This window comes from Methylocystis sp. Se48 (genome assembly GCF_056269425.1).
The window spans coordinates 1,229,078-1,254,570 of the sequence record NZ_CM149850.1; the positions used below are offsets into that span (position 1 = coordinate 1,229,078).

At 62.1% G+C, this 25,493-nt stretch carries 31 protein-coding genes, 1 tRNA gene and 3 pseudogenes; 12 read left to right on the forward strand and 23 right to left on the reverse strand.

Going from position 1 to position 25,493, the window contains the following annotated elements; translation table 11 throughout:
* Positions 1 to 5 precede the first annotated feature (5 nt).
* The 4 genes from nifE to nifH form a co-directional block, all read right to left on the reverse strand.
* A complete protein-coding gene (gene nifE / locus ACV959_RS06040) occupies positions 6 to 1,673 on the reverse strand; it encodes a nitrogenase iron-molybdenum cofactor biosynthesis protein NifE (protein ID WP_475739003.1) in 1,668 nt (555 codons plus the stop codon).
* Positions 1,674 to 1,749: 76 nt separating this feature from the next.
* Entirely contained in the window at positions 1,750 to 3,309 is a 1,560-nt protein-coding gene (gene nifK / locus ACV959_RS06045) for a nitrogenase molybdenum-iron protein subunit beta (RefSeq protein ID WP_475739004.1), read from the reverse strand.
* A 69-nt stretch (positions 3,310 to 3,378) separates the two neighbouring features.
* Positions 3,379 to 4,845, reverse strand: a complete 1,467-nt coding sequence (gene nifD / locus ACV959_RS06050; RefSeq protein WP_475739005.1) for a nitrogenase molybdenum-iron protein alpha chain — start codon at positions 4,843 to 4,845, stop codon at positions 3,379 to 3,381.
* Between the two features lie 62 nt (positions 4,846 to 4,907).
* Positions 4,908 to 5,792 (reverse strand): nitrogenase iron protein, encoded by an 885-nt coding sequence (gene nifH / locus ACV959_RS06055; protein ID WP_475739006.1) that lies wholly within the window; start codon positions 5,790 to 5,792, stop codon positions 4,908 to 4,910.
* A 349-nt stretch (positions 5,793 to 6,141) separates the two neighbouring features.
* Here nifH and ACV959_RS06060 point away from each other — a divergent pair, with 349 nt between their 5' ends.
* Both ACV959_RS06060 and ACV959_RS06065 read left to right on the forward strand, forming a co-directional pair.
* The gene (locus tag ACV959_RS06060) at positions 6,142 to 6,570 is read left to right on the forward strand and encodes a response regulator (protein ID WP_475739007.1); all 429 of its coding nucleotides are present in this window, start codon (positions 6,142 to 6,144) and stop codon (positions 6,568 to 6,570) included.
* A 68-nt stretch (positions 6,571 to 6,638) separates the two neighbouring features.
* A complete protein-coding gene (locus ACV959_RS06065) occupies positions 6,639 to 7,004 on the forward strand; it encodes a group III truncated hemoglobin (RefSeq protein ID WP_475739595.1) in 366 nt (121 codons plus the stop codon).
* Between the two features lie 3 nt (positions 7,005 to 7,007).
* Here the strand turns inward: ACV959_RS06065 and ACV959_RS06070 are convergent, their stop codons facing one another.
* Genes ACV959_RS06070 through nifB form a run of 14 tightly spaced genes read right to left on the reverse strand, consistent with a single transcriptional unit; the run spans position 7,008 to position 14,524 of the window.
* Entirely contained in the window at positions 7,008 to 7,340 is a 333-nt protein-coding gene (locus ACV959_RS06070; protein WP_475739008.1) for a (2Fe-2S) ferredoxin domain-containing protein, read from the reverse strand.
* A 15-nt stretch (positions 7,341 to 7,355) separates the two neighbouring features.
* On the reverse strand, positions 7,356 to 8,240 hold the full coding sequence (locus ACV959_RS06075; protein ID WP_475739009.1) for an SIR2 family NAD-dependent protein deacylase: 885 nt from the start codon (positions 8,238 to 8,240) through the stop codon (positions 7,356 to 7,358).
* Positions 8,241 to 8,269: 29 nt separating this feature from the next.
* Positions 8,270 to 8,485, reverse strand: coding sequence for a hypothetical protein (locus tag ACV959_RS06080; protein WP_475739010.1), 216 nt, complete (start codon positions 8,483 to 8,485; stop codon positions 8,270 to 8,272).
* A 19-nt stretch (positions 8,486 to 8,504) separates the two neighbouring features.
* Positions 8,505 to 8,810, reverse strand: a complete 306-nt coding sequence (locus tag ACV959_RS06085) for a 2Fe-2S iron-sulfur cluster-binding protein (protein WP_475739011.1) — start codon at positions 8,808 to 8,810, stop codon at positions 8,505 to 8,507.
* A gap of 32 nt (positions 8,811 to 8,842) precedes the next feature.
* Positions 8,843 to 9,994 carry a DegT/DnrJ/EryC1/StrS family aminotransferase gene (locus ACV959_RS06090; RefSeq protein ID WP_475739012.1) on the reverse strand — a complete coding sequence of 384 codons (1,152 nt, stop codon included), beginning with the start codon at positions 9,992 to 9,994 and terminating at the stop codon, positions 8,843 to 8,845.
* 8 nt (positions 9,995 to 10,002) lie between these two features.
* Positions 10,003 to 10,263, reverse strand: coding sequence for a hypothetical protein (locus ACV959_RS06095; RefSeq protein ID WP_475739013.1), 261 nt, complete (start codon positions 10,261 to 10,263; stop codon positions 10,003 to 10,005).
* An 8-nt stretch (positions 10,264 to 10,271) separates the two neighbouring features.
* The gene (nifT, locus tag ACV959_RS06100) at positions 10,272 to 10,469 is read right to left on the reverse strand and encodes a putative nitrogen fixation protein NifT (protein WP_475739596.1); all 198 of its coding nucleotides are present in this window, start codon (positions 10,467 to 10,469) and stop codon (positions 10,272 to 10,274) included.
* Positions 10,470 to 10,511: 42 nt separating this feature from the next.
* Positions 10,512 to 10,745 (reverse strand): nitrogen fixation protein NifZ, encoded by a 234-nt coding sequence (locus ACV959_RS06105; protein WP_475739014.1) that lies wholly within the window; start codon positions 10,743 to 10,745, stop codon positions 10,512 to 10,514.
* Positions 10,742 to 11,032, reverse strand: a complete 291-nt coding sequence (locus ACV959_RS06110) for a nitrogen fixation protein NifZ (RefSeq protein WP_475739015.1) — start codon at positions 11,030 to 11,032, stop codon at positions 10,742 to 10,744. The genes ACV959_RS06105 and ACV959_RS06110 overlap by 4 nt, the downstream gene beginning before the upstream one ends.
* Complete coding sequence (locus ACV959_RS06115) at positions 11,029 to 11,835, reverse strand: 4Fe4S-binding leucine-rich repeat protein (protein WP_475739016.1); 807 nt, start codon at positions 11,833 to 11,835, stop codon at positions 11,029 to 11,031. Before ACV959_RS06115 ends, ACV959_RS06110 begins: the two co-directional genes overlap by 4 nt.
* A complete protein-coding gene (locus ACV959_RS06120) occupies positions 11,825 to 12,319 on the reverse strand; it encodes a hypothetical protein (protein ID WP_475739017.1) in 495 nt (164 codons plus the stop codon). The genes ACV959_RS06115 and ACV959_RS06120 overlap by 11 nt, the downstream gene beginning before the upstream one ends.
* 49 nt (positions 12,320 to 12,368) lie before the next feature.
* Positions 12,369 to 12,710 (reverse strand): HesB/IscA family protein, encoded by a 342-nt coding sequence (locus ACV959_RS06125; protein ID WP_475739018.1) that lies wholly within the window; start codon positions 12,708 to 12,710, stop codon positions 12,369 to 12,371.
* The gene (locus ACV959_RS06130; protein ID WP_475739019.1) at positions 12,710 to 12,934 is read right to left on the reverse strand and encodes a 4Fe-4S dicluster domain-containing protein; all 225 of its coding nucleotides are present in this window, start codon (positions 12,932 to 12,934) and stop codon (positions 12,710 to 12,712) included. Before ACV959_RS06130 ends, ACV959_RS06125 begins: the two co-directional genes overlap by 1 nt.
* A 30-nt stretch (positions 12,935 to 12,964) precedes the next feature.
* A complete protein-coding gene (gene nifB / locus ACV959_RS06135; protein ID WP_475739020.1) occupies positions 12,965 to 14,524 on the reverse strand; it encodes a nitrogenase cofactor biosynthesis protein NifB in 1,560 nt (519 codons plus the stop codon).
* Between the two features lie 425 nt (positions 14,525 to 14,949).
* Between nifB and nifA the strand changes: the two genes are divergently transcribed.
* The 3 genes from nifA (at position 14,950) to ACV959_RS06150 (ending at position 18,111) form a co-directional block, all read left to right on the forward strand.
* A complete protein-coding gene (gene nifA / locus ACV959_RS06140; protein ID WP_475739021.1) occupies positions 14,950 to 16,686 on the forward strand; it encodes a nif-specific transcriptional activator NifA in 1,737 nt (578 codons plus the stop codon).
* Positions 16,687 to 17,001: 315 nt separating this feature from the next.
* A complete protein-coding gene (locus ACV959_RS06145) occupies positions 17,002 to 17,481 on the forward strand; it encodes a ferritin-like domain-containing protein (RefSeq protein ID WP_475739022.1) in 480 nt (159 codons plus the stop codon).
* Positions 17,482 to 17,520: 39 nt separating this feature from the next.
* Complete coding sequence (locus ACV959_RS06150; protein ID WP_475739023.1) at positions 17,521 to 18,111, forward strand: hypothetical protein; 591 nt, start codon at positions 17,521 to 17,523, stop codon at positions 18,109 to 18,111.
* Positions 18,112 to 18,293: 182 nt separating this feature from the next.
* On the opposite strand, the pseudogene ACV959_RS06155 reads toward ACV959_RS06150, so the two are convergent.
* Positions 18,294 to 19,562 (reverse strand): annotated as a pseudogene (locus tag ACV959_RS06155) (IS701 family transposase).
* Between the two features lie 159 nt (positions 19,563 to 19,721).
* Here ACV959_RS06155 and ACV959_RS06160 point away from each other — a divergent pair.
* From ACV959_RS06160 to ACV959_RS06175, 4 genes and pseudogenes are all read left to right on the forward strand, one after another.
* Positions 19,722 to 19,880, forward strand: a pseudogene (locus tag ACV959_RS06160) (hypothetical protein); the annotation flags it as partial.
* Entirely contained in the window at positions 19,850 to 20,491 is a 642-nt protein-coding gene (locus tag ACV959_RS06165) for an IS5 family transposase (RefSeq protein WP_475736756.1), read from the forward strand. The pseudogene ACV959_RS06160 and the gene ACV959_RS06165, both read left to right, overlap by 31 nt.
* A 99-nt stretch (positions 20,492 to 20,590) precedes the next feature.
* Positions 20,591 to 20,728: pseudogene (locus ACV959_RS06170) on the forward strand (transposase); the annotation flags it as partial.
* Between the two features lie 26 nt (positions 20,729 to 20,754).
* On the forward strand, positions 20,755 to 21,318 hold the full coding sequence (locus ACV959_RS06175) for an IS5 family transposase (protein ID WP_475739598.1): 564 nt from the start codon (positions 20,755 to 20,757) through the stop codon (positions 21,316 to 21,318).
* 211 nt (positions 21,319 to 21,529) lie between these two features.
* On the opposite strand, the gene ACV959_RS06180 is transcribed toward ACV959_RS06175, so the two are convergent.
* Both ACV959_RS06180 and ACV959_RS06185 read right to left on the reverse strand, forming a co-directional pair.
* Positions 21,530 to 22,290, reverse strand: a protein-coding gene (locus ACV959_RS06180; RefSeq protein WP_475739024.1) for an IS5 family transposase whose coding sequence is annotated in 2 segments (ribosomal slippage) — positions 21,530 to 21,931 and positions 21,934 to 22,290 — 759 coding nt in all. Because the reading frame shifts where the segments join, the coding sequence is not laid out codon by codon here.
* A gap of 291 nt (positions 22,291 to 22,581) precedes the next feature.
* A tRNA-Ser gene (locus tag ACV959_RS06185) sits at positions 22,582 to 22,671 on the reverse strand.
* A 49-nt stretch (positions 22,672 to 22,720) separates the two neighbouring features.
* On the opposite strand from ACV959_RS06185, the gene ACV959_RS06190 reads away from it, so the two are divergent.
* From ACV959_RS06190 to ACV959_RS06200, 3 genes are read left to right on the forward strand one after another with little or no spacing between them, the layout of a single operon-like run.
* Positions 22,721 to 23,167 carry a gamma-glutamylcyclotransferase family protein gene (locus tag ACV959_RS06190; RefSeq protein WP_475739025.1) on the forward strand — a complete coding sequence of 149 codons (447 nt, stop codon included), beginning with the start codon at positions 22,721 to 22,723 and terminating at the stop codon, positions 23,165 to 23,167.
* Positions 23,164 to 24,024, forward strand: a complete 861-nt coding sequence (gene panC, locus ACV959_RS06195; RefSeq protein WP_475739026.1) for a pantoate--beta-alanine ligase — start codon at positions 23,164 to 23,166, stop codon at positions 24,022 to 24,024. The genes ACV959_RS06190 and panC overlap by 4 nt, the downstream gene beginning before the upstream one ends.
* A complete protein-coding gene (locus ACV959_RS06200) occupies positions 24,021 to 24,320 on the forward strand; it encodes an acylphosphatase (protein WP_475739027.1) in 300 nt (99 codons plus the stop codon). Before panC ends, ACV959_RS06200 begins: the two co-directional genes overlap by 4 nt.
* A 7-nt stretch (positions 24,321 to 24,327) precedes the next feature.
* Here the strand turns inward: ACV959_RS06200 and lipB are convergent, their stop codons facing one another.
* Positions 24,328 to 25,056, reverse strand: coding sequence for a lipoyl(octanoyl) transferase LipB (lipB, locus tag ACV959_RS06205; RefSeq protein WP_475739028.1), 729 nt, complete (start codon positions 25,054 to 25,056; stop codon positions 24,328 to 24,330).
* A complete protein-coding gene (locus ACV959_RS06210) occupies positions 25,053 to 25,403 on the reverse strand; it encodes a hypothetical protein (RefSeq protein WP_475739029.1) in 351 nt (116 codons plus the stop codon). The genes lipB and ACV959_RS06210 overlap by 4 nt, the downstream gene beginning before the upstream one ends.
* Between the last annotated feature and the right edge of the window lie 90 nt (positions 25,404 to 25,493).

Below are 25,493 nucleotides of genomic sequence, written 5' to 3' on the forward strand. Positions count from 1 at the left end.
TTTCCTCACGCGGCTTGGGTCGCGCCGAGCGCGCTCGATGAAGACGCGGCGTCTAGGATCGCGGCGATCCGTTCCTGGCAGCCGCCGCATCCGGTTCCTGCGGCGGTCACTTTTCCAATCGCCACGACACTGTCCGCGCCGCCGCTGACGGCGTCCTCGATCGCCCCGAGCGAGACATTGTTGCAGACGCATATCTTCTTGCTCGGCTGCGCCGTCTCGGAGGCGGTGGGATCGACGGCAAGCGCCGCGGCCTCGGCCTCGATCGCTTCGTTCGCGCGCGCCTCCCAGCTTTTCTCCTCCCAAGGAGCGGGACGCCGCACTTGCTCCCAGACAGGATTGGACAGCGCCTTGTCGATTTCGTGGACGAGCTCAACCATGCCTTCATAGCCGGCATAGGCGTGGTGGCGTTCCTGATTGATGTCGAGCCAGGGCATCTTCGCCTTGAGCGCAATGAATTGGGAGCGTCCACCCGACAGCATGATGTCGGCGCGCGCATCCCTCAACATTTTGTACATATCACGCGGCGTCAATTCGTCGATCATATGGGCGTCGTCGCCCATCAGCTCCTTGATTTTCTCTTTGTCTTCCTTCGTCGATTTCTTGACGCTGGTGCCGACGATCTCAAGCCCCGCTTCCTGCAATGCGGCCACGACCGACCATGATTTCACGCCGCCGGTGATCAGGAGAACGCGCTTGCCGGTGAGTTTCTCCCGATACGGAGCGATACGCGCCCAGGCGCGTTTTTCCTCGCGGGCGATCACGACTTCCGTGCGCGCCAATAATTCGCCTGGCGCACCCCGTTGAACGAGGAGGTGGGCGATCTGGCGAAGGCTGTCGCTCATGTCGCCGATGCCGTAGAAAGATCCCTCGAAGAAGGGGATTTCGTAGCGCTCCTCCATCTTGCGCGCCACATTGATCATCGCCTTCGAGCAAACCATCATGGCGGCGCGGGCGCGATGCGAGGAGGCGATCTCACGATATTTCGCGTCGCCCGAAATGCAGGCGAGGATGCGAATTCCGAGTTCGTCAAGCAGCGGCTTGACCTGCCACAGCTCGCCCGCGAGATTATATTCGCCAATGATATTGATATCGTAGGGCGTCGTGAATTCGGGCTCCTGCGTCCCGATGACGTGGTCGAGGATCGCTTCGCCAGCGAGCTTGTTGCCCAGATTTTTCGGGCCCACAAAACCCGGCGAAATCACCGGGATGACCGGCTTGTCGAATTTCACCGCGGCTGCCTTGCAGACCGCGCCAATATCGTCGCCGGTCATCGCCGGAACGCAAGTCTGATAGACGAAGATCGCCGGCGGGTCGAATTTATCGATGATTTCCTTGATTGACCTGAACAGGCGCTTCTCGCCGCCGAACACCACGTCATTTTCGCTCATATCGGTGGTGAAGCCGGTGCGATAGAGGGTCGAGCCGGAGCTCTTCGCGCCGCGGTTGTCCCAGCTGTTGCCTTCGCAGGCGATCGGGCCGTGCACGAGATGGGCGACGTCGGTGATCGGCTGCAACACGATCTTCGCGCCGTCGAAGGCGCATCCGCCGGCGGCGGCGCCGGGGGCGAGCTGCTTGGTGCAGCCCTTCTTTCGTTCCTTGTCCGACTTGTTCTGGTTCTTGTCGCAGCCGGGCTCGTTGAAGACGTCGTGAATCTTTTCCGAGAGCGTCGTCATCTGAAAGCCTCCTGCGAGCGTTGCGCAGAACCTTATGCATTCGCCGGGCCAAGAAATGGCCCGGCGAGCGCCTTTATTAGCGAATGATGTCGAAGCTGTAGTCCGACTTCGCCACGACATTGGTGTTGCGGTCGATATCTTCGAAGATGGCGTCGAGGATCCAAACCAGCACGTTCATCGAGCCCTGATAGCCCCAAACCGGATAGCGGTGCTTGTGGTGGCGATCGAAGATCGGGAAGCCGATGCGGATGAGCGGCGTGCCCGTGTCGCGGTCGAGATACTTCCCATAGGTGTTGCCGATGAGGTAGTCGACCGGCTCAGTAAACAGCAGCGAGCGCATGTGCCACAGATCCTTGTTGGGATAGACTTGGCAATTCTTGCCGAAAGGCGAGGCGTCGAGCATCGCCTGGACCTTTCCCGCCCAGGTTTTGCCGCCGTTGGTGGAGAGGATGTGCGTCGGTTCGGCGCCGAGTTCGAGCAAGAAACCAGCAAGACCGAGGCAAAGATCTGGATCGCCGTAGATGGCGAATTTCTTGCCGTGGATGTGAGCGGCCGAGTCGGCGATGGCGTCGACGAGACGCCCGCGCTCCTTGGTGAGCTCTGGGGAGATCGGTTTGCCGGTGAGGCGCGAAATTTCCATCAGGAATTTGTCGGTCGCCTGTACGCCGATTGGATGGTTGAGCGCGACCGTCTCCTGGCCTTTAGTGGCGATATAGGGCAGCGTCTTTTCGGTGCAGAACTCCTGCATGGAGATCGTCGCCTTGGCGTTGATCGCCGCCGCCACATCCTCGAGCTTGGTGCCGCCGTCATACATGCGGAATTCGCCGTCGGTTGGCGTGTCCCACACGTCGCTGTTGTCGCCGATAATGGTGTATTCCACGCCCATCGACTCGAAGATGCGCTTCACTTCGCGAAGATTGCCGACGGTGTAGCCGTCGAAGCCGCCAAGAAAGTTGATCTTCTCGTTCGGCTTGCGTTCCAGCGCCGGCGCCGTGCCGGCCTTCCCGTCCCAGAAATGCTCCAGCACGCCCTTCATGACGTTGTCGTAGCCTGTGATATGGCTGCCGACGAAGGCGGGGGTGTGCGCGAAGGGCACGTCGAACTCCTGCGGAACGGAGCCCTTTTCCTTCGCGGTCTTGATGAAAGCGTTGAGGTCGTCGCCGATCACCTCGGCCATGCAGGTGGTCGAGACGGAGATCATCTTCGGCTTGTACATGTTGTAAGCGTTGGCCAGGCCGTCGATCATATTGTTGAGGCCGCCAAAGACCGCCGCATCTTCCGTCATGGAGGAGGAGACGCAGGAAGTCGGCTCCTTGAAATGACGCGAGAAATGGCTGCGGTAATAGGCGACGCAGCCCTGCGAGCCGTGAACGAAGGGCAGGGTGCCCTCGAAGCCGACGGCGGCGAAGACCGCGCCGAGCGGCTGGCAGGCCTTGGCGGGATTGACCGTCAGCGCCTCGCGGGCGAAGTTCTTTTCCTTATATTCCTCGGTCTTGGTCCATTCGCGCACCTGCTCGAGGCGCTCGTCGGCGACCGGGTTTTCGAAGTTCTTCTTCTTGTTCTCGAACATTTCCTTGTATTCCGGCTGGCGGAATAGAGTGAAGTGGTCGAGAACGTTGTCAGCATTCTGTGGCATAGGAGTTCCTCTCTTTTCCGCTAGCCGGTCTCGTCTCGAGGGAAGAGGCGAGACCTTTTTGTTGCGGGATCAGGCGGCCCAAGGCGCCCTGGCGAATTTCCAGACCGGCGAATTGATCGCCATGTCCATGTCGCGTGCGAAGATCGCGAAACCGTCGTAGCCGTGATAGGGACCGGAATAGTCCCAGCTGTGCATCTGACGGAATGGCACGCCCATCTTCTGGAAGACGTATTTTTCCTTGATGCCGGAGCCGACGAGATCCGGCTGAATCTTCTCGACGAACTTCTCAAATTCAAAGCCCGTGACGTCGTCGTAGATCAGCGTCCCATCCTTCACGTAATGTGTCGTGCGCTGGTAATCGTCGTTGTGGCCGAACTCATAGCCGGTGCCGATGACTTCCATGCCCAGATCTTCATAGGCGCCGATGACATGGCGCGGACGCAGTCCGCCGACGAAGAGCATGACTTTCTTGCCCTCGAGGCGCGGGCGGTATTTCGCGATCACCGCATCCATCAACGGACGATATTTGGCGATCACGCGCTCTGCGCCTTCCTTGATCGTATCGTCGAAATGCGAGGCGATCTTGCGCAGCGACTCCTCGATCTTGGACGGACCGAAGAAGTTGTATTCGCACCACGGAATCCCGTATTTCTCTTCCATATGGCGCGAGATGTAGTTCATCGAACGATAGCAATGGAGGACGTTGAGCTTCGCCTTCGGCGTGGCTTCGAGTTCGGCGATCGTGCCGTCTCCCGACCATTGCGCCACGACGCGCAGACCCATCTCCTCGAGCAGAATGCGCGAAGACCAGGCGTCGCCGCCGATGTTGTAGTCGCCGATGATCGCGACGTCGTAAGGCGTCTGCTCGAAGCGGGCCGGCTTTCCTTCCTGCTTGTCGAAGACCCAGTCGCGAACCGCATCATTGGCGATGTGATGGCCGAGCGATTGAGAGACGCCACGGAAGCCCTCGCATCGCACGGGCACGATCGTCTTGCCGCCATATTCCTTCGACTTCGCCTTCGAGACGGCCTCGATATCGTCGCCGATGAGGCCGATGGGGCATTCGGACTGAACGGTAATGCCCTTGTTGAGGGGGAAAAGATCCTCGATCTCGTCCATAATCTTGGCGAGCTTCTTGTCGCCGCCGAAGACGATGTCCTTTTCCTGGAAGTCGGAGGTGAACTGCATGGTGCCGAAGGTGTCGACCCCGGTGGTGCCGATGTAATAGTTGCGGCGCGAGGCCCAGGAATACTGTCCGCAGCCGACGGGACCGTGGCTGATGTGGATCATATCCTTGATGGGGCCCCAGACGACGCCTTTCGAGCCGGCGTAGGCGCAACCGCGGATAGTCATGACGCCGGGGATGGATTTGATGTTCGACTTGACGCCGCAGTCCGGCTTGCCGTCCTCGTAGGTGCCAAGGTGCTTGGCGCGACGCTTGGCAGTCTTCTCCGGATAGACCTCGAGGACTTCTTTGATGAGGTCCTTGTTGCGGGCCTTGATGTCTTCGATGGATTCAGCTTTCGCCACACTCATGACGGAGCCCTTTCATATGGTCTGGTGAAGGCCCGGCCCGCGAGGGGCCGGGCGGCTGTCGATTAGGCGACGTTGAGCTCGGCCGCCGTCTTGCCGACCTGGCTCTCGTCGACCGCGGCCATCACGCCGTGCTCCATGAGCAGATCCTCGAGCTCGTCCATGGTGATCGGCGTCGGGATGATGCCGTTGCCCTTGTTTGCGTGGATCTTCGTCGCGAGAGTACGATACTCGCCGGCCTGCTTGGAGTCCGGAGCGTATTCGATGACCGTCATGCGACGCAGTTCGGCGTGCTGCACGATGTTGTCGCGCGGAACGAAGTGGATCAGCTCGCAGCCGAGCTTCTTGGCGAGGGACTGGGCGAGCTCCAGCTCCTTATCCGTCTTGCGCTCGTTGCAGACCAGGCCGCCCAGGCGTACGCCGCCGGAGTTGGCGTATTTGAGAATGCCCTTGGAGATGTTGTTGGCCGCATACATGGCCATCATCTCGCCGGACATGACGATGTAGATTTCCTGCGCCTTGTTTTCACGGATGGGCATCGCGAAACCGCCGCAGACGACGTCGCCGAGAACGTCGTAGGAGACGTAGTCCACTCCGTCATAAGCGCCGTTCTCCTCGAGGAAGTTGATCGAGGTGATGACGCCGCGGCCGGCGCAGCCGACGCCCGGCTCAGGTCCGCCGGACTCGACGCAGCGGATGTCCTGGAAGCCGATCTTCATCACGTCCTCGATTTCGAGGTCCTCGACCGAGCCGACTTCAGCCGCGAGCGACAGGATGGTGTCCTGGGCCTTGGCGTGAAGGATAAGGCGAGTCGAGTCGGCCTTCGGGTCGCAGCCGACGATGAGGATCTTCTGTCCCATCTCGGCGAGCGCAGCGAGGGTATTCTGAGAGGTGGTCGACTTACCGATGCCACCTTTGCCGTAGAAGGCGATCTGTCGAAGCGACGACATTGCATTCTCCTTGATTGTACGTTGCATGGACCGATGCGCGCCACGCGCAGGCCGAGTTCACTTCACTTTGCGATGAGGCGCGGGCGCCGGACGTATCGTCCTGAAGAGCGGCTGAGCCGGCAACCAAAAGCCTTGCGAGCGCAGTTGCGCAAAGAGCGTGCCAGCGCCAAAAGCGCGATTAGCCGCCTAAAAATACGGTCTTTTCGTGCAACGATGGCTATCGGTTCAGGATGTGCCAAAGCCGACACTCGTGTTCGCAACCCGACCGGCCAACACTTGAAATAGCGGGGACGCAGGAGAGGCATGTCAATTGCTTCCACTCTGCGAGGGCAAAATTGTGAGGTGCAAGATGCAGATCGGCGTCGAATTGGCGAGAGCGATGGAGAACAAACGGGTGTTCATCGTCGACGACGAGGAAATCATCCGTGCGGCGCTGCAGTTCATGTTGCACGACGAATTCGAGGCCCATGAAGTCGCCAGCCCGACGCTGGCCTTCGACAAGGCGAAGGCGCAGCCTCCGGACCTTGTGGTGATCGCGGCAGACCTGCTGAAGGCGCAAGGGCTGGAGCTTCTGCGGAAGTTTCGATCGGAGACACCGAACGCGAAGATTCTGGTCGTGGTCGACGCAGGAGACGGCGGCTACGGCGGCGAATGTATGGCTGCCGGGGCCCACGGCTTTTTGGCGAAACCTTTGAAGGTTGAGTTCGTGCGCCAGAAAGTCGACGCCATGCTCGGGCGCGGAAAGGGCGTCACCATTCCACTGACTTTGTTGACTTAGTCGGAGAGCGTAGGATGTCGGTTCAAACAAAATAGAATGCGAACGCAAGCGAAGTTTCAGAGGCCGCGATCCGCGCGTGCGTGCGTCGCTTTTACCTGAAAGGAGACGCCGATCCCTTGCTCGGCCCGATCTTCGCGGCTTCCATCCCGGAGCTTGATCCGCATCTCGAGATCGTCGCCGACTTCTGGTCTCACGCGCTGCTGGGCACGGACCGCTACCAGGGGACGCCTTTCGGCGTTCATGTCAATTTGCCGGTCGAGCCGGAACATTTTTCGCGCTGGCTGGCGCTTTTCATCGAAACGGCGAAAGAGACCATGCCGGAGGCGCTTGCAGCGCAAGCCATTGCGCGCGCCAACCATATGACCCATTGCTTCCAGTCTGGTCTGTTCCCCTTCAAGGACGCGCAGGGGAGGTCTTCGCGCGAACCGGGATGAAGGTCAGGGCTGGAGGACGATGATGAGGCGTTCTACCGGCTTGCCTTCGATGAAATGCGACTGGATGATCTCGTCTATGTCAGCTTCCGTACGCGGCGCGTACCACGCTCCCTCCGGATAGACGACGATGAGGGGCCCGGCCCGGCAGAAACCAAGGCAGCCAGTCGCCGTCATGGCGACGTCCGGCAAGGGCAGTGCGGAGAGCTTGGCCTGCAGCCGGTCCCAAAGAGGCTTCGCGCCGGCGCCCATGCAACTCGCGCGCGGATGGTCTGGCGGGCGCTGCTGGAAACAGGCGAAGACGTGATATTTGAAGACAACCGGAAGGTCGAGGCTCATTGGGGGCTCCGGGAGTCAGGCGGCCGCGGCGGTGACCGGGGCTTTGCTCAGATTTTTCACGAAATCCGCGAGCGGCATGTCGATTCGCTCGATCTTCTGTTCCCCGAAAAAGCGCTCCTCGTTACGCGTCAACGCGCCTTCGATCACCGCCCAATGTTTGTCTGAGGAGCGCTTCATGATCTGGCGCGCGAAGCTGCGCTCGAGTTGGTTGGCGAAACGACAGCCGAGGAAGAGGAAACTGCGGCCCTTGCGCAGCGTCTGCACAGTGTCGGGAATCGGCGTCTGAATGTCGATTTCCGTCAACACCTCGACATAATCGGAGTCGGACACGATGAAATTCGCGCCGGGTGCGACGCAGCCGAGAGGCTGATAGACGAGCCGGCGCCAGCTCAAGGTCTCGGCCGGCGCTTCCGCCGGGGCCTTGGCGCCCGAGCCGTCGCGGATGAATTCTCTGGAGGGAACGAGCGTCCCATCGGGGCGGAACCAATTGACCCAGTCTCCGAAATGTTCGCTCTGCGTCACGCCCTGAACGACGCCCCAGTCGGCGTAAGAGGCGAGCGCCTTGAGAAGAAGATCGTCGTACCAGGCGTGCACGACGAGCCGCATCTGCTGCTGACCCGCCAGCCAGCGATGAAACTCGCTCGGCGTCGCCGGGGCGGCGAAGGCCTTGGCCATCAAGCTCGTCAGCGTCTTCCGATGTTTGAAATTCTCGATATATTGCGCGGCGGCCGTGAGGTTTCGACGAATCTTGTGCGGCACGCTCGTGGCGGCGACAAGCTGCGTGACGAGGGATTCGGGAAGCGATGGCGGCGCCGCTTCTCCTGCAAGGCCGGTCACGCCTGGTCCTAGATAAGGAATGACGCCGCCTTGACGAAAGGCCGCTGCGATCTCGTTCATCATCGTTCCTGTCCTTTCGTCAAGCCACGGTCCTATTGAAGCACAGCCATCTTCAGCGCGGCGATTTCATCATTCGACAGGCGGAAAACGCCGCGGCCGCCGGAAAGGGTCTGGAAGGCGTCGCCGGCCTTCTCACTCAATTTCGTGAACCATTGTTGCGCGGTGAACGCGGTTGGCCGCTCGCCGATTTCGAACACAGTGCCGTCGGGGCCGAAGCGCACATGGATGAGGACGGATTTGTCGGTCATTTTTGTCTCCTTTGCTGCATCAGAAGCCAGAGTCGAATCCCAACAACTCCACTGTTACATTTTCTGCGCCGATCATCGCCTGGCAGGCCAGCCGCGATTTCGAACTGACGCCGACGATCGAGTCCAGCTTCTCGTTCTCTGTGTGGGTCGTTTTGGACAGGCTCTTCTTGCCTTCCTGCACATAGACGTGGCACTGGCCGCATTTCGCCTCGCCGTCGCATATTGTTACGATTTTTTCGCCGACCGCCAGAATGGCGTCGAGAAGCCGGATGCCTGTTGCGGCCTCGACATTCTTGCCGGAGGGAAGAATTGTGAGAGTTGGCATGAGAGAACTCCTGGACCACATTCGATCTGGAACTAGAGGTAGATTGCCGTTCCGGCTCCCACATTGATCGAAGCGTCCTTCATGGTTCCGACGATGAAGGCGACCTGGTCTTCGGTCAGATGCGCGTGGAAGGGCAGCGCGACGGCGCGCTCGGCGACCTTCTCGGTGACGAAAAGATCGCCCTTCCGGTAGCCGAGATCGAAATAATGGCGCTGCAGATGCAGCGGCTGCGAATAGGCGCAGGCGTCGACCTTCTCCGTGCGGAGGTCGTCGACGATCGCGTCGCGGCTCGAGCGAGTGAAGCGCGTGCCGAGATGCACGACATAGAGGAACCAGTGACACTGCTCGACTTCGGGAGCGACATAGGGGTCCTTGATACCTTCGAAGGAGCGGACATATTCCTGGAATCCGCGCTCCACGCGCTTGCGTCTCGCCAGCAGCAGTTCAATGCGGCGTAACTGCGCGAGGCCGAGGGCGGCGGAAATGTCGCTCAATCCGGCTTGAAGCGGCGGCCCGGCGCCCAGCACCACCGAGCCGCGCTCCTGCGGCTTGCGGCTGCGTAACCGCCTGAGCATGGCGGCGGTTTCGTCATTGTCGGTGACGATCATCCCGCCCTCACCGCAGACGAGGGCGCCCGGCTGCGAGAAATCGAAGATCGCGCAATCGCCGAAGGAGCCGACAAGCGCGCCCTTGTAGACGGAGCCGATCGCTTCCGAGGAATCCTCGATGAGCGTCACGCCATGTTCTGTCGCCAACGCCCGCAGCGGCTCCCAGGAGGCCGGATGGCCATTCGTATTGCCGGCGACGATGGCGCGAGTCTTCTCCGTTATGCGCTTCTCCGCCTTGGCCGGGTCGAGGGTCCCTGCCCAATAATCGATATCGGCGAAGACCGGCTTGGCCCCCGCGAGCGTTACGGCATGTATAATTTCGCGGAAGGAATGGGCCGAAGCGATCACCTCGTCGCCGGGTCCGATTCCCATTGCCCTCAACGTCAGGAACAAGGCGATCCCGCCGCTCGAAACGGCGACGGCGTGTTTGCGTCCGAGGTAGCGGGCGAATTCCTCTTCGAAGGAGTCGACCATCTCTCCCATCGAGAGACGCGGCGATTGCAGAACCTCCATGACCGAATCGAGGTCGCTCTGGACAAGGTCGGGATCGTTGAGAGGCAGAAGCGAGGTTTTCATGCGCTCACTCAATTGGGGGCCAGCGCGAGACCTGTCGCGCCGTCTGGATCCTGGGTGATCTTCCAGCAATGGTCGCGGCCATCGATGAGATACAGGGCGCAGCGCGCGTAGACGCGAAAAGGCGTCTCGTCGCGCATGTCGACGCTGTCGCAGCGCGTTACCGAGAAGCCGGGCGCCAGCCGACGCAGCACGCCGAGAGTTTCGACGTCGGCGTGGGCCGCCGCGAGCGCGGCGTCGATCTGGGAGACTTGCGCGGGCGCGAGACTCATTGGCGGCCTCAGGCGATTTTCTTCGCTTCGACGGTGATGGGCAGGGTGGTGCCGGCGTCCATCTCCGGAAGCTGCAGTTTCCATCCATTGGCGAGCGTCACGGCGCCGCCCCACATATTGGGCGCTTCGACCTCGACGATCGGCTCCTCCAGGTCCTTCTTCGGCACATAGGCCGACAGAACGCCTTCTGAGTCCCTGCGGATCATGATCTTCACGTTGCGCCTCATGGGTTGGCGGTTGAAAATAATTCAGACGGGCTCGATCTCGCTTTTGAGACATCCGACGACGAGCCGCGGCGAGAACTCGACAAGATAGACCACTGTCTCGGTCTCGACGTGCATTCCGACATTGACGATCTCGCCGGTCTCTCCGCGTTTGACGAGAAGCTCATCGTCCGCGCGTTCGGGGTGGGAGCCATCATTGACGAGATCCATTGTCGCTCGGACCCGTTGACCCCAGTCGAATTTCGGTCGCTCGCTCATTCGTCCCCCTCCGACATCTCCACCATGTCGAGTTCTTTACGCTTCATGCCGACGCGATGGCCTGTCACGACAAATTCGACGCCGTATATGTAGAACTGCTGGAGGAAGGTGCCGATGCTCACGACATAGCCTTCCTCGCCCTTGGTCACGAGGATTTCGCCGATGTCCTTGCCGGGGAAGGTGCCGTCGTTTCGAATGGTGCGGCGCGCACGCACGCGGTCGCCGTAATCGAAATAAGGCGGGCCCTCGAGTTCAACGATCTCGCTGTCGCGGCTGATGTTCGTCATGACTCGCTCCGATTTCTCACGGGGATGACGTTGGAGTGAGGCGCGGACTCGGCGAGCCCGGCTGCTCTCCGGCGGTCTACGACGCATTCCCGCACGAGGGGATCCTCATCGCCGACGAGAGATGCGATGATCTCGGCTGGGGCGCGTTGCGCCACCTCATAGCGTATCCGCCAATCTGGATCCTCGAGCAGCGTTTTGAGATCGGCGGGCGCGAGCCGCTTCGCCGCCTCGAGGCGTACGACCGGATCCGGATCTCTTGCAAGACGCGCCAGCGCCGCCTGTTCGATGCGGCGGGCGACGACGCGGCGTACCTCGGCGTCGGCGTCATTGATCATCAGCGCTAGAAGATCAGGCGGCAGGCGTTTTGCGACCGTTTGACGAACCGCATAGTCTTCATCGCGTATCATCGGCAGGAGATCGGGGCCCTCCAGACGCCCGACGATGCGAATGCGCACCTCTCGGTGCGGATCCTCGCGCAGTCGAAGCACATAGCGTCTCGGCAGGCGGCGCGCCGCGCTCCAGCGCACCGCTTCCTCCGGGTCGTCGAGCATTGCCGGCAGCAGAAAGATTTCGGCCGCCTTGGCGGCGCAGGCGCGAACTTCGAAATAGGGATGATGGACATAGTCCCGCGCGAGCCCGGGATTCCAGTCGAAGAAACGATCGATGCGTCGGGCATAGCGGTCGCGCACGCAGGCGCGCAGAGGCTTGCAGCGGTCTTCCGCCAACAAGGACTGATGCGGGCAGATCCCGCAGTCGACGGGGTTGCCGCGCCAGTCGAGCGCTTCGTCGATGTCAGTCGACATCTTCGAGCCCTCGCCTTTCGAGCACGCCGAGAAGAACGCGCGCGCCGATCCTGTCGGAGGGATCGAGTTCGAGTAATTTACCGACGGCCGCCGCGCCTTCCTCGTCGTCGCCGAGGCGCATGGAAAGATAGGCGTAGCCTTTCAGCGAGAACATGAAGAAGCGCGGACCGATCGCGTCGAAGTCGCCGAAGGCGGCGTCTTGCTGCGAAGCCCGGCGCCAATCGAGCGGCAGCGAGCAATCGATCGCCGCACGCGTGAGACAGGCTTGCGCAATGGCGAGCGCTTCTTCGAGACGCCCCTTGTAGAAGTAGAAGCGATAGAGCCCGATCAGCGTCGCGGGATGGGCCGGGGCGAGCAGGCGCGCCTCCATCAGGTGACGCAGGGCGACGTCGTCCTGGTCGTAGGCGGCGGCCGCGGCGCGCAATCTTTCCTCCGCCTCGGCGGGAAGCCCCTGGCCGAGAACCGCCGCAGGAAAATCCTGCATGGCGGGGACATCGTTTTGCGTCGCCGCGTCTCGCCTCATCGCCGCGACCTCAGCCTGTTTCCTCGAAGGCGGGCGCTTCGGTCGTCGAGCAACCGCAGCTTTTCGCCTTCGGATCGTGGAAGACGAAGCCGGTCGAGGTCGGCGTCTCGACAAAGTCGATCGTCACGCCGTCCAGCGACAGGCGGCTTTGCGCCGGCAGAAACAGCTTGAAGGGGCCATGCGCATAGGTCTGCTCGCCGTCACGCGGCGCGGGCTCGACCGAGAACTCCGCCGACATGCCCGAGCATCCGCCCGGCGAGACGAGAAGCCTTAGACCCGAGCCCGGCGGTCCGTCGAACATGACGAGGCGACGGATGAATTTCTCGGCGGCGGGGGTGAAGTTTATCTTCATCAAGCCCTCGGCTGATAGCGAGGATAGGAGGTGTCGATGATGCAGGTGTTCTCCACCGGGCAGACGGCGACGCATTGGGGAATGTCGAAATAGCCGATGCATTCGGTGCACTTCTTCGGGTCGATGACGAATGTGCCGTTCTTCTCCGAGATGGCGACATTCGGGCATTCGGCTTCGCAGGCCGAGCACGCGGTGCATTGAGAGGCAACGATTTTGTAGGCCATTGTCCGAGCTCCTGTTGGATGCGAGGGGGGTTAGACAGGGACGTAGGCACCCTGACGGATATCGGCGTCGCCGCGGGCGACAGGCGTGATCTCGCCGCTTTTCACGCGGGCGAGATAATCCTTGAAATAAGCGATCGCCGATTGCTCGATGAACTCATAGGCGTATTGATCGACAGGCTCGATGCCCGCCTTGATGAGGTCGTCCTTCGGGCAGTGGCCAATCTTGGCGACGAAGACCGCCGTGCAGTCATTGATGGCGCGGATCACCGTTTCGAGAGCGTCCTCCTCGCCCCAGCCGCCCTGGCAGTAAAGATCGACGCGGCGGTGGCCGACGAATTTCGCGCCGGCGCTGGAGAGCTCGTAGATCTGAAACTCGGTGGCGTGGCCGAAATGCTCGTTGATGCGGCCGCTGCCCTTCGTGGCCACCGCGACGAGGATCTTGAGGTCCACGCTCTCGCCCGCGAGTTCCTCGAGTTCGGCGTTTCGCGCCGCGACCTTCGCCTGCCGATCTTCCTCGACCTTTTCCTGATAGGCCTGCCGTGTCGTCAGATCATAGGTGACGTCCATTTCCATGATCTTCTCGGTGGTGAATTCGGCGCTGCGGTCCTCGCCCAAAAGGCCGACCGCGTCGGCACGACACTGGCGGCAGTGGCGCATCATGTTCATCTCGCCTTCGCAGCGATCCTGCAGGGCTTTCAGCTCCTGCGCGGTGGGCCCGCGCTGGCCATTGAGTCCAAAGACCGTGCCATGTTCCGCGGCGGAGATGAGCGGCATGATGTTGTGCAGGAAGGCGCCGCGGGATTTGACGGCCTTGTTCACCTCGACGAGGTGATCGTCGTTGATCCCCGGGATCATGACGGAATTGACCTTGCAGAGAATGCCGTTGGCGGTCAGCATCTCGAGGCCCTGCAATTGCCGGTCGGTGAGGATCTTCGCCGCCTCCTTGCCGGTGACCCGCTTGTGGCCCCAGAAAATCCAAGGGTAGATTTCGGTGCCGACGTCAGGGTCGATCATGTTGATCGTGATGGTCACATGATCGACATTGAACTTCTTGATCGTCTCCACATGGTCGGGCAGGGCGAGGCCGTTGGTGGAGAGGCAAAGCTTGATGTCGGGCGCGGCCTCGGCGATCAGTTCGAAGGTCTTGAAGGTCTTTCCTGGATTGGCGAGCGGGTCGCCCGGGCCGGCGATCCCCAGAACGGTCATTTGCGGAATGGCGGAGGCGACGGCCAGCACTTTCTTGGCGGCCTGCTCGGGCGTCAGCTTTTCGCTGACGACGCCGGGGCGCGATTCATTCGCGCAATCATATTTGCGATTGCAATAGTTGCACTGAATGTTGCAGGCGGGCGCGACGGCGACATGCATCCGCGCGTAGTGATGATGCGCTTCTTCGCTGTAGCACGGATGGTTCTTCACCTTCTCCCAGATTTCCGCGGGCATGTCGCCCTGTCCGGCCCCAGAGCCGCAGCTCGCTTTGCCGCTGCCGCCGCTCGTGCCGCATCCCTTGTGCTCGGCGATCTTTTGCATGACGTCGTCGAGCGGCGCGGCGGTCTCGGCCTCATGGGCGTCGAAAGAGCGAGAGTCGTCCATGCTGAACCTCACAGGCTTGAAGTTGGACCCCGCGAGAAGGGCGTCTGGAACATTTCCAATGTCCGGTATTGGCGTTAGGCGGAGAACCGCAACAAGCGTGCCATGCGCCTCGACAGCGTGGAACAGACTGAAATCACTCTAGAAACGGCGTCTGCTCCGGCGTCAGTCGCGGCGATGGCGCGTGTCGCAAAGCGTCGGCGTCATGTCGGCAACGCGACATTTTTCGGAGTTTGTTTCGCGAGGGACGAAGGCGCCGGCAGAAAGGGCGCCGCGGATATAAATTGCTCAGTCGCGGCCCTCGTCCGGCCGAGCGAAAACCGCGGTTCATGGCGCAAGCGATTGCTTTTTAGCATAATTCGCAGTTCCGCAGCGGCTGGCGCGCCGATTGCACTGCAAAAACCAAATAACAACGATGTGAGGCCGTCATGGGTCTTGAGTTCGGCGGGCCGATGGGCGCGCCGTCCCCCCGCGCCATGGTCTCTGGCGAGACTGCGCTAGTTGGAATCTACGAAATATCCAAGATTTTGGCCTCCCCGGCGCGGCTTGAGAGCGTGCTTGCCGGGGTTCTGACGCTTCTCTCCAGCTTCCTGGACATGCGCCACGGCCTGATCGCGCTCCTCGACGCCAAAGGATCGCCGGAGGTGGTCGTCGGCTCCGGCTGGAGCGAAGGGGCCGCCGAACTCTTCTTCGACCGCTTGCCCGAGCGCGCAGTCGGCCAGATCGTGGCCACCAAGATGCCGGTAGTGATCGAGGACGTGGCCGCTTCGCCCTTGTTCGAGGGTGTCGATCTCTCGCAATGGGGACCGGAAGACGGTCAGTCATTCTCCTTGATCGGCGTGCCCATCAAGGACGGCGATACGGTCGTCGGCACTCTGACGGTCGACCGTGCGCGAAGCAGCCGTTCGTCGGTGCTCTTCGATCACGACGTCCGATTCCTGACGATGATCGCAAATCTCGTCGGTCAGACGCTGCGTCTGCACAAGCTCATCAAGCGCGACCGCGAAAGACTGATGCAGGATAGCGCCCGCCGCGAAAAGGCCGAGCGGCCCATCCGCGCGGAAGCGAAGATCGAAGGTCTCAAGGGCATCGTCGGCGACAGTCCCGCGGTGCGTGCGGTCATCAAGAAGATTCGCGTGGTCGCCAAGACCAAATCCACAGTCCTGTTGCGCGGCGAGTCGGGGACCGGCAAGGAACTCTTCGCCGCCGCCATCCACGATCTGTCGCCGCGGCGCGGCAAACCTTTCGTCAAGCTCAATTGCGCCGCTCTTTCCGAGAGCGTGCTCGAGTCCGAACTCTTCGGGCATGAGCGCGGCGCCTTCACTGGCGCAGCCAATCTCCGCAAGGGGCGGTTCGAACTCGCCGACGGCGGAACGCTGTTTCTCGACGAGATTGGCGAGATTACTCCGGAGTTCCAGGCGAAGCTGCTGCGCGTGCTGCAGGAGGGTGAGTTCGAGCGCGTGGGTGGAGCTCGAACCCTGAAAGTCGACGTGCGGCTCATCTGCGCGACGAACCGCAATTTGGAGGAAGCCGTCCAGCGGGGAGAGTTTCGCGCCGACCTCTATTATCGCATCAGCGTCGTGCCGATCTTCCTGCCGCCGCTGCGCGACCGCAAGGGCGATCTGGAGCAACTCGCCGATGAATTCCTGCGCCGCTTCAACGCCGAACAGGGCGGCAGCCGTCGTTTCTCGGAATCGGCCATGCAGGTGCTCAACGAATGCGGCTTCCCCGGCAATATTCGCGAGCTCGAAAACTGCATCTACCGCACGGCAACTCTCGCTGCTGGCGACGTGATCGTCGACAATGACTTTTCCTGCCGCAAGGACGGGTGCCTGTCCGCGATCCTGTGGGGCGGCGCCTCCGCCAAATGGCCAGCCGGCGTCACGCCGCTCCCCATCGTGGCGGTCCCGGCGGGAAGGGCGCCTGTCCCGGCGCCAGCCGAAGCGGCCCCGGCAAGCGTCCCTCAAACGGCGCCCGAAACCTGCCCCGGCGCGGAAAATTGCAGCGTCATCGAGAAGGACCCGCGCACGGACTACGAGAAGCTCGTCGACGCCATGGAGCGCGCGGGCTGGGTGAAGGCGAAAGCCGCCCGTCTGCTTGACCTGACGCCCCGCCAGATCAGCTATGCGCTTCAGAAGCACGGTATAAAAGTGAAGAAGTTTTGACGGGTTAGCTGACGCCTTCAGAATGAAGCCATTAGGACACAATTGTCGCAAAGACGACAATAATGTCGTGCGGGGTTCTACGCGCACGTTTCTGATCGCCAAGCCTAGGCGCGCATTTTGCCGCACCTGTCTGGTCCGCGTCTTGCTCATTGCCATGCGGAACGACGGAGAAGCCCGGCTAGAGGAGACGCGTATTGGCCAATCTCACTTTTCCGCGTTGCCCCGCGACATCACCATCTATGCCGTCGACGGCGTCACGCACGAGGAATGGGCGGCGCGAAGCGTGAAAGCGAGCTGACGCGGAGGGAGGCGTCGATGGAGACCGTCGAGACTTTTCTGGCCTACGCTATTCAACTAGAACGCGAGGCGGCTGACCGCTTCGGCCAACTGGCGGACGCTATGTATGCCTGCGGCAATCGGGAAGTCGGCAAACTCTTTCGGCGGCTTTCCGATTATTCGCGTCTGCATCTCGCCGACGCCCAGGCGCGCGCAGGCTTTCGGGACATGCCGGAAATGACAGTCGCCGACTATCGCTGGCCGGACCTGGAAAGCCCCGAGACGGCCGCGATCTGGGCCGCCGACCCATTCATCGGGCGTGAAGAGGCGCTGCATATCGCGCTCGACGCCGAGCGCGCCGGCTACGCCTATTACAAGAAGGTTCTCGACAGGACGGACGATCCCGAAATCAAAATCCTCGCCCAGGAATTCGTCGACGAGGAACGCGGCCATGTCATGGAACTCGAAAAATGGATCGCTGCGCATAAGGCGGGGAAGCCTTTGCCAGTCGATCCATGACGCCCTTCAACAGTTAGCTAAAATAGAGGTGAGACTGAAATGACGACGATCGGCGAAACAGCTTTCGCAAGACTCGAACAGGAAGGGCGTCTTCTCAACGCCGTGCATAAGGGGCCGACGGAAAAGCCCGGACGCATCGGTTTTCGTGGCGAGCTCGCGCTGAAATTTGCGCCGCAATTCGCCGATGAAAAGCGCCCGCCCGAACTCTCAGCTGATCAGTTTCTCGCCATCGCGGAAGCGGGCCCAGAGATAATCCCTTTCTTCGCCTGTTATCTCCATTCTTTCGAATCGCTAACGGCGCTAGCGGACGTCTTGAAAGGGTTGTTATCGCCGGACGGAAAATATTTCGCCTTCTGCAACAATATCGATCTCCTCAGCAAATATGACGTCGAGATCAACGGCGCGACTTTCCATATTCTGCCGATCGATGAAGCGACCGTTTACAACGAACTGCTCGAATTGCTCTATCTCGACAAGACGCAGCTCAAACGCGCTTCGACCCCCGGCAAGATCGATGCGATCGCTGACGCCGCGCTCGCTTTCTCTGACAGTTTCGAGGCAATCGCCTATACGGAGGGGCTCAAACGGATGGGGCCGGTGCGCAACCGAAGCGAAAACCGTCCGGTCTGAGGGGAGTAGGGCGCGCTCTTCTGTCTACTCCTAGCATTACAGTTGGATTTTGATGTGGGAGCGTCTTGCTTGGGCCTGATGGGCTCGTCTCCAGAGCGACCAGGCGATGATAAACTCGGGTCGAATGCGTTTTCTCGCCAAGGGCGTCGCCAAGCGGCGGATTTCCTGCATCGACCAATGGATCAGGGAATCTTCGACGACAAGCGACGCGCGCTTGTCTTTGTGCGGCGGATTGTTTTTGGGGGCGGCGCAACGGCATTGGCGTGAGCGCGGATCGCAGCCATCATGGCGAAGGCCAGCATGACGAGCGAAACATGACGGCGCCATCCGCGCCAGGAGCGCGTCTCGTTGTGGTCGAGGCCGAGTTCGTTCTTGGCGGTTTCAAAGCTATCTTCGATCGCCCAACGACGGCCTTCGATTTTCGTCAACCTTTCGATTGAGGTTCCGCTCGGGGCCCATGTCGTGAAAAAGGCAAGATCGCCGTCGGCGATTTTGCGACGGATCAGAAGTCCCCGCGTCCAGGAAACGCCCGCAAGCGCATCGTTGTAATCGCCCGCGTCGAGGTCGGCGAGTTCGAGATAGGCCCAGTCGCGCAGGCGCTCGCCCTTCGTCCCCGCGCCCGTCGAGAGCCGGCGCCAGGCGGAGGCCGGCAAGCCGTCCGCAATTTCTTTGGCTGCGCCCGAAATCAATTTCGACTTGCCCCAGGAGTGGAACGGCTCGTTGGATTTGACGCCCAGCACGTAGCCTTTGCCAGCGCGCCGCAAGGCCATTTCGATATCGCCGACGCCCTAGACTGTGTTGGCCGCTACGAAGGAGAATGGGACCTTCGCTATGATCGCTCTTTCGATCATAGCGAGCGCCAGCGCCGGCTTGGTCGCAAAGCCGCCAGACGCGCTGTCGACGATCTCCTGCGGAATATGCGCCTTGGCCATGCGCGCTTTATCCTCGGTCCAGCTCTTGGGCGGATAAAGCTCGCGGTCGATGAACGCATGGCCGCGCTCTGTGGCGCAGCACGCGAAAACGCCGATCTGGCAATTCGCGATCTTCCCCGCCGAGCCTGTATATTGCCGTGCGACGCCGCAGGAGGCCTTACCCTGCTTCAGAAACCCCGTCTCGTCGACAACGAGAACCGCATCTTCGTCCGCCAAGGCTTCGAGCGCATAATCGCGCACAATGTCGCGCAGCCCATCCGCGCTCCAGCGCGCGCGACCCAGAATTGCCTGCTGCCGCCACGGTCCCGGATCGCCCGCCGCTTCGGCGCGCATCCAGCCCGTCTTGCGCCGCTCTTCGCCCAGCAACCCGTCCAGAAAGCGCTCCGCCAATCGCGCCACGCGCTCCTGCGTGAACAGAGGCCGCATCCGACGCTTCACGTCACGCAGAGACGACGCCCACAACTCCAGCGTCGTTTCGATCGAAGCTCCCGACATCCCATGATCCCCTTGCCGAATCATGGCGTCCCATCGAGTCAGAACTCCAAATATAATGCAACTGTAATGCTAGGCCGTGTGGACGAATTGACGATTGAAGATTGCTTGGGGATTCCCACGCGGAATCAGGCATGATTCATAGGGCTCCGACTGAGTCGGAGACCAGAAGCCATGTCGACGCGGATGGATGAGGAAGACTGGGCGCATACGCTCGCGGTGTTTCGTGCCTGCCTTCCGCGTCGCGGACGCAAAGGCGAGGATGACCGCCGTTTCCTCGAAGCGCTTCATTTCTTCACGGTCGAAAACGTGCGATGGCGCGCGCTGCCGGAACGGTTCGGCAACTGGAACAGCGTCTGGAAGCGCTTCGACCGGTTGAGCAAGGCCGGCGTGTTCGAAGCCTTCTTGGATGCGCTCGCCTCCATGAGTTCGACGGCGCATCTCATCCAGATGTTCGATTCAACCATCGTGCGCGCGCACGTATCGGCCGCAGGCGCCAAAGGGGGCAAGAAGCGCAGGCGCTCGGGCGTTCGCGCGGCGGGTTCACCACGAAAATCCACGCCAAGTCGGACGCGTCGGGCGACATCATCGCTTTCGATCTGACCGGCGGCGAGGCTGCCGACGCGCCGCATTTCGAAACGCTTCTCGACATCGGCCCCGATATTCAGCCGCGCGCCGCGATTTGCGACAAAGGCTACGCCAGCAAGGCCAATCGCGCGGCGGCGAGGGCGCGCGGCGTCGCGCCCGTCATCCCGCACAAGGCCAATGAAAAAGTCAAACCGAAATTCTTCGCCAGGACGCTCTACAAAGCCCGCGCCCGCATCGAGCAGGGCATGGGACGCATCAAACGTTTCAAGCGCGTCGCCCTACGCTGCGAAAAGACAGCCCGAAACTTCCGGTCCATCGTCAGTTTCGCTGCGGGCCTCTGCTTGATCAAATTCGTCCACACGGCCTAGGCTCAGGACCTATTAAATTTGATTGAGTTGTGATTCACAAGGGGTTCCGATTCGGAGGCCTTGATGATGAGCGATCTGTTTTTACTGAGCCAGCGCCAGATGGCGCGGATTTCGCCATTCTTTCCTCTGGCGCATGGGGTTCCGCGCGTCGACGACCGGCGCGTCGTCAGCGGCATTGTCTACGTGATCAAGCACGGCCTGCAGTGGAAGGACGCGCCCAAAGGCTACGGGCCGCACAAGACGCTTTATAACCGCTTCATCCGCTGGAGCCGGCTCGGCGTCTTCGATCGCATCTTCGCCGCGCTTGCCGGCGAAAGCCCAAGCCCCGAACGCATCATGATCGACTCGACGCATCTGAAAGCGCATCGCACGGCGGCAAGCCTGTTAAAAAAGGGGTTCTTTCCCGCTGTATCGGGCGCACGAAGGGCGGGCTGAACTCCAAACTCCATGTCGTCTGCGACGGCGCCGGCAAACCACTCGTCATGATGCTGACTGAAGGCCAGATGAGCGATCACAAAGGCGCCCGGCTGATGTGCGACGCCCTACCGAAGGCCAAAACGCTGATCGCCGACAAGGGCTATGACAGCGACGCCTTCCGCGACGCGCTCAAAGCGCGCGGAACCGAACCCTGCATTCCGCCACGGCGCAATCGCAAAACGCCGCTCGACTACGACAAGGCGCTCTATCGTCAGCGCCACAAAGTCGAGAACCTGTTCGCCAAACTCAAGGACTGGCGGCGCATCGCAACCCGCTACGACCGTTGCGCCCACACCTTCTTCTCCGCGATCTGCATCGCAGCAGCCGTCACTTTCTTCCTCAATCAATGAGTCCTGAGCCTAAAATCCGGCGTGAAGCAGTGATGCGCTGGAGTTCTGTTCTAATGCGAGCCCCACGGCGACCTGAAGAAGGTTGGCCTGCCCGCGCCTATCATCACCAGTATAGAACTGCATGGTTCTGCGCCCGCAGAAATGCGCATCAGTATGCCCACGACAGGTTTTAACAAAACCGAGGGCGAGCGGGATGCCTTAGGGTCTGGACTCAATTGATCCAATAGCGGAGGGCGGCAACGATGCACAGGCCAGCGAGGAAGTTTCGAGCGGTTTTGTCGTAACGTGTGGCGATGGCTCGAAAGTCCTTCAACCGGCAGAACGTCCGCTCGATGACGTTGCGCAGGCGGTAGCGTTTGGCGTCGAAGGGAAAGAGGCGCTTGCGGTTGACTTTATTGGGAATGACCGGCGTCGTGCCGCGTGCTTGCAGGAAGAGGCGCAAATGATCCGCGTCGTAGCCTTTGTCGCCGATCATTTGTTCGCTCGGCGCGGTCGCGGCGAGCAGTGTCGCCGCGCCCGTGACGTCGGCGACGTGTCCGCCCGTCAGCAGGAAGGCGTGCGGTCGTCCTTCTTCGTCGACGAGGGCGTGGATTTTCGTCGTGCGCCCGCCGCGCGAGCGGCCGATGGCTTGATTTTGCGCCCCCCTTTTCTGGCGCCGCTCGCCGAGCGATGCGCCTTGACCGCCGAACTGTCGATCATGGTGAGCGCTGGCGGGTCGCCGCTTGCGACGAGCGCCGAGAATATGCGTTGCCACAGGCCCCGCTGGCTCCAGCGATTGTATCGGTTGAAGACCGTCGTATACGGCCCATACTCGTCGGGAAGCGCGCGCCATCGGCAGCCCTCGCGCAGCCGATGGACGATGCCGCTGATGATGCGGCGATCGTCCTGGCGCTTGGGCCCGGTGTGGACCATCGGAAGATGCGGCGCAATCGCCGCCCATTGCTCATCGCTGAGCCAAAAATTGTCCGCCACGAATCAAGCCCTCCTGAAGAGCTTGAATCACGGCGCGACGTTCAGTTCAATCGGGTACAGACCCTAAACTAGACGTTTGCGCGGATTTTTCAACATATTGAAAACAGACGAGGATTTTTGGCCGAACCAAATCGAGGGAGGTTCGCTCGGAATGAGACGGAAGGGCCTCTGAGACAGGATTTGAGTCCGCTCGGCAGTCTCTGAGGTTCGGTCGGAAACCGCAAACCCTTCGGAAATGGCGAAGTTTTCCGGCGCTGGTCAGCCAGCCTTCGGGGTTTGCTATGGCTTAGCTGGCGGAAGAGGTGGGATTCGAACCCACGGTGGAGTTGCCCCCACGGCGGTTTTCAAGACCGCTGCCTTAAACCACTCGGCCACCCTTCCGTGCGCGGCGTGATATAGCACGGCTGCGCCGTCGCGCGAGAGGGGGCTTGTGCCGCTGCATTTCGCCTATGGTTCCAATATGGACGCCGCCGCCATGGCGCGGCGCTGTCCGCGCGCGCGGCTGCTCGGCCGGGCGCGGCTGGCGCGCTGGCGGTTCGTCGTCATGCCGTCGGGCTTCGTGAGCGTCGCGCCGGACCCGCGCGCCGCCGTCCACGGCGCCTTGTGGGATGTCCCTGTTTCGGACGTTAAGGCGCTCGATCGTTACGAGCAGGTGGCGCAGGGCCTTTACGCCAAGAAAATCCTCCCCGTGCTGCGGGAGCCCTTCGGCGCCTCGCCCGCGCTGGTCTATGTCGGGACCGCGCCGGCCATGGGCGCCGCCTGGCCGGGCTATCTCGCGGAGATCGTATCGGCGGCGCAGGCGTTGGGTCTGCCGCCGGCCTATGTCGGCTATCTTTCCTTTTTGCTCTCGGAACAGAAGAAAGGTCCGCGTGGATGAGCGCAGAAGTTCCCGTCGTCCATACTGTCGAGGAGATGCGCGCTTACGTTCGCGCGCGGCGCGCGGCCGGCGAGGGCGTCGGGCTCGTGCCGACCATGGGCGCGCTCCACGAGGGCCATCTCTCCCTTGTCGAGGAGGCGCGCCGCCACGCCGGGCGCGTCATAACGACGATCTTTGTGAACCCGACCCAGTTCGCGCCGGGCGAGGATTTTTCCCGCTATCCCCGGACGCTGGCGGCGGATTGCGAGAAGCTTGCGGCCGTGAGGGCCGATCTCGTCTTCGCGCCCGACGTGGCGGAGATGTATCCGGCGGGCTTCTGCACCGCCGTGACGCTCGACGGACCGGCGAAGGCCGATCTCGAGGACCATTTCCGGCCCACCCATTTTACGGGCGTGGCGACCGTCGTGGCGAAGCTCCTCAATCAGGCGCAGGCGGATGTCGCCGTCTTCGGCGAGAAGGACTATCAGCAGTTGCTCGTCATCCGCCGCATGGCGCGCGATCTCGACATTCCGACGCGCATTCTCGCCGGGCCGACGCTGCGCGATCCCGACGGGCTCGCGATGTCCTCGCGCAACGTCTATCTCTCCGCAGAGGATCGCGCCCGCGCGCCGGCGCTCTATCGCGCGCTCAGCGAGGCGGCGGCGCGAATTGCCGATGGAGAGGCCATCGGCCACGTTATGGCCGAGGCGCGCGAGGCGATCGTCGGCGCAGGTTTCGAGATCGATTACGTCGAGGCGCGCCACGCGGAGACGCTGGCGCGGATCGCGCGGCGTCACGAGGGGCCGATCCGCATTCTGGCGGCGGCGCGCCTCGGCGCGACCCGGCTCATCGACAATGTGGCGGCGGCGCAGGCATGAGCCGGCGCATCCTTCGCTTTTTCGTGACCGGCCGCGTGCAGGGCGTGGGCTTCCGCGCCTTTCTCGTGCGCGAGGCCAATGCGCTCGGGCTCGAGGGGTGGGCGCGCAATCGCTCGGACGGTTCGGTCGAAGCCCTCGCCGCCGGGCCGGAGGCCGCCGTGGGGGCGCTGCTCGACGCCGCGCGCCGCGGCCCGCCCGCCGCGCGCGTGGACGATGTGCGGCAGGAGGCCGCCGGCGAGAGCGATCTGGGCGCGGCGCGAGGCGTCGGCGTTTTCGTCGTCGCGCCGACCCTTTGACGCTGCGTCAGGCGACCGGGCCGAAGACCGTCTCGAAATTCCGCCGTAGCGCCGCGTCCACCTCCGCCATGCCTGCCGTCACGCCCAAATCCCTCAGGCTCGTGACGCCGAGATGCGTCTCGCGCACGCCGCAGGGCGCGATGCCGGAAAAATGCGTGAGGTCCGGCCCGACGTTAAGCGCGACGCCGTGGTAGCTCACCCATTGGCGCAGGCGCACGCCAATCGCAGCGATTTTGTCCTCGGCGGGCGCGCCGCCGGGGCCGGACGGCTTGTCCGGCCTCTTCACCCAGACGCCTACTCGCGCCTCACGGCGTTCGCCTTTCACGCCGAATTCGGCGAGCGTCGCGATGAGCCATGATTCGAGCCCGCAGACATAGGCGCGGACGTCGCGGCGCCGGCGCGTGAGGTCGAGCATCACATAGGCCACGCGCTGGCCGGGACCGTGATAAGTGAACTGCCCGCCGCGTCCGGTGCGAAACACCGGAAAGCGCGGGTCGAGCAGATCGGCGTCCCTGGCGGAGGCGCCGGCCGTGTAAATTGGCGGATGTTCGAGCAGCCAGACGCGCTCGCGCGCGTCGCCTGAGGCGATCCGCGCGACGCGCGCCTCCATTTCGGAGACTGCGTCTTCGTAGCCGACGAGCCTGTCGCTCGCGCGCCACTCGATCGGCTCCGCCCCGGCCGGCGGAGCGAGCGGCGTTCGAATCGAATCGCGGGGCAGGGGGCAGGCTGTCGTCATTCGGGCGTCCTTTCCAGCAAGGGCGGGCGTCCCCGGGCGCGCTTGATGTCGTCGATGTCGTCGAGCATCTCGCGCAGGACGCGAATCGCCTTCTTTTCCGCCCGCGTCAGCGGACGTTGGGGTTCGAAATGGTCGAGCAGGACGCTCAGGGCGTCGCCCATGCGGCCCAACTGTTTGCCGTAACTGCCGACGTTTTCGAGCACTTCCTGCTCCACCTGCGGCGCGCTGGAGCGCCCGAGACTGATATTTATGAGGCCGTACTGATTGCCGAAAGGGCTGAAAAAGGCGGTCCAGGGAGCGACTGCGACAGGGACGTCTCCCGAGAGGGGCAGTTTGAAAATCGCCAAGTCAACCTCCGATTCTTCCCACAATGAGCCTCTTCTACAGCATTTTCAGGGCCTGCCGCCCTGCAGGGCCGCACGGCGGCGTCCCGCCCT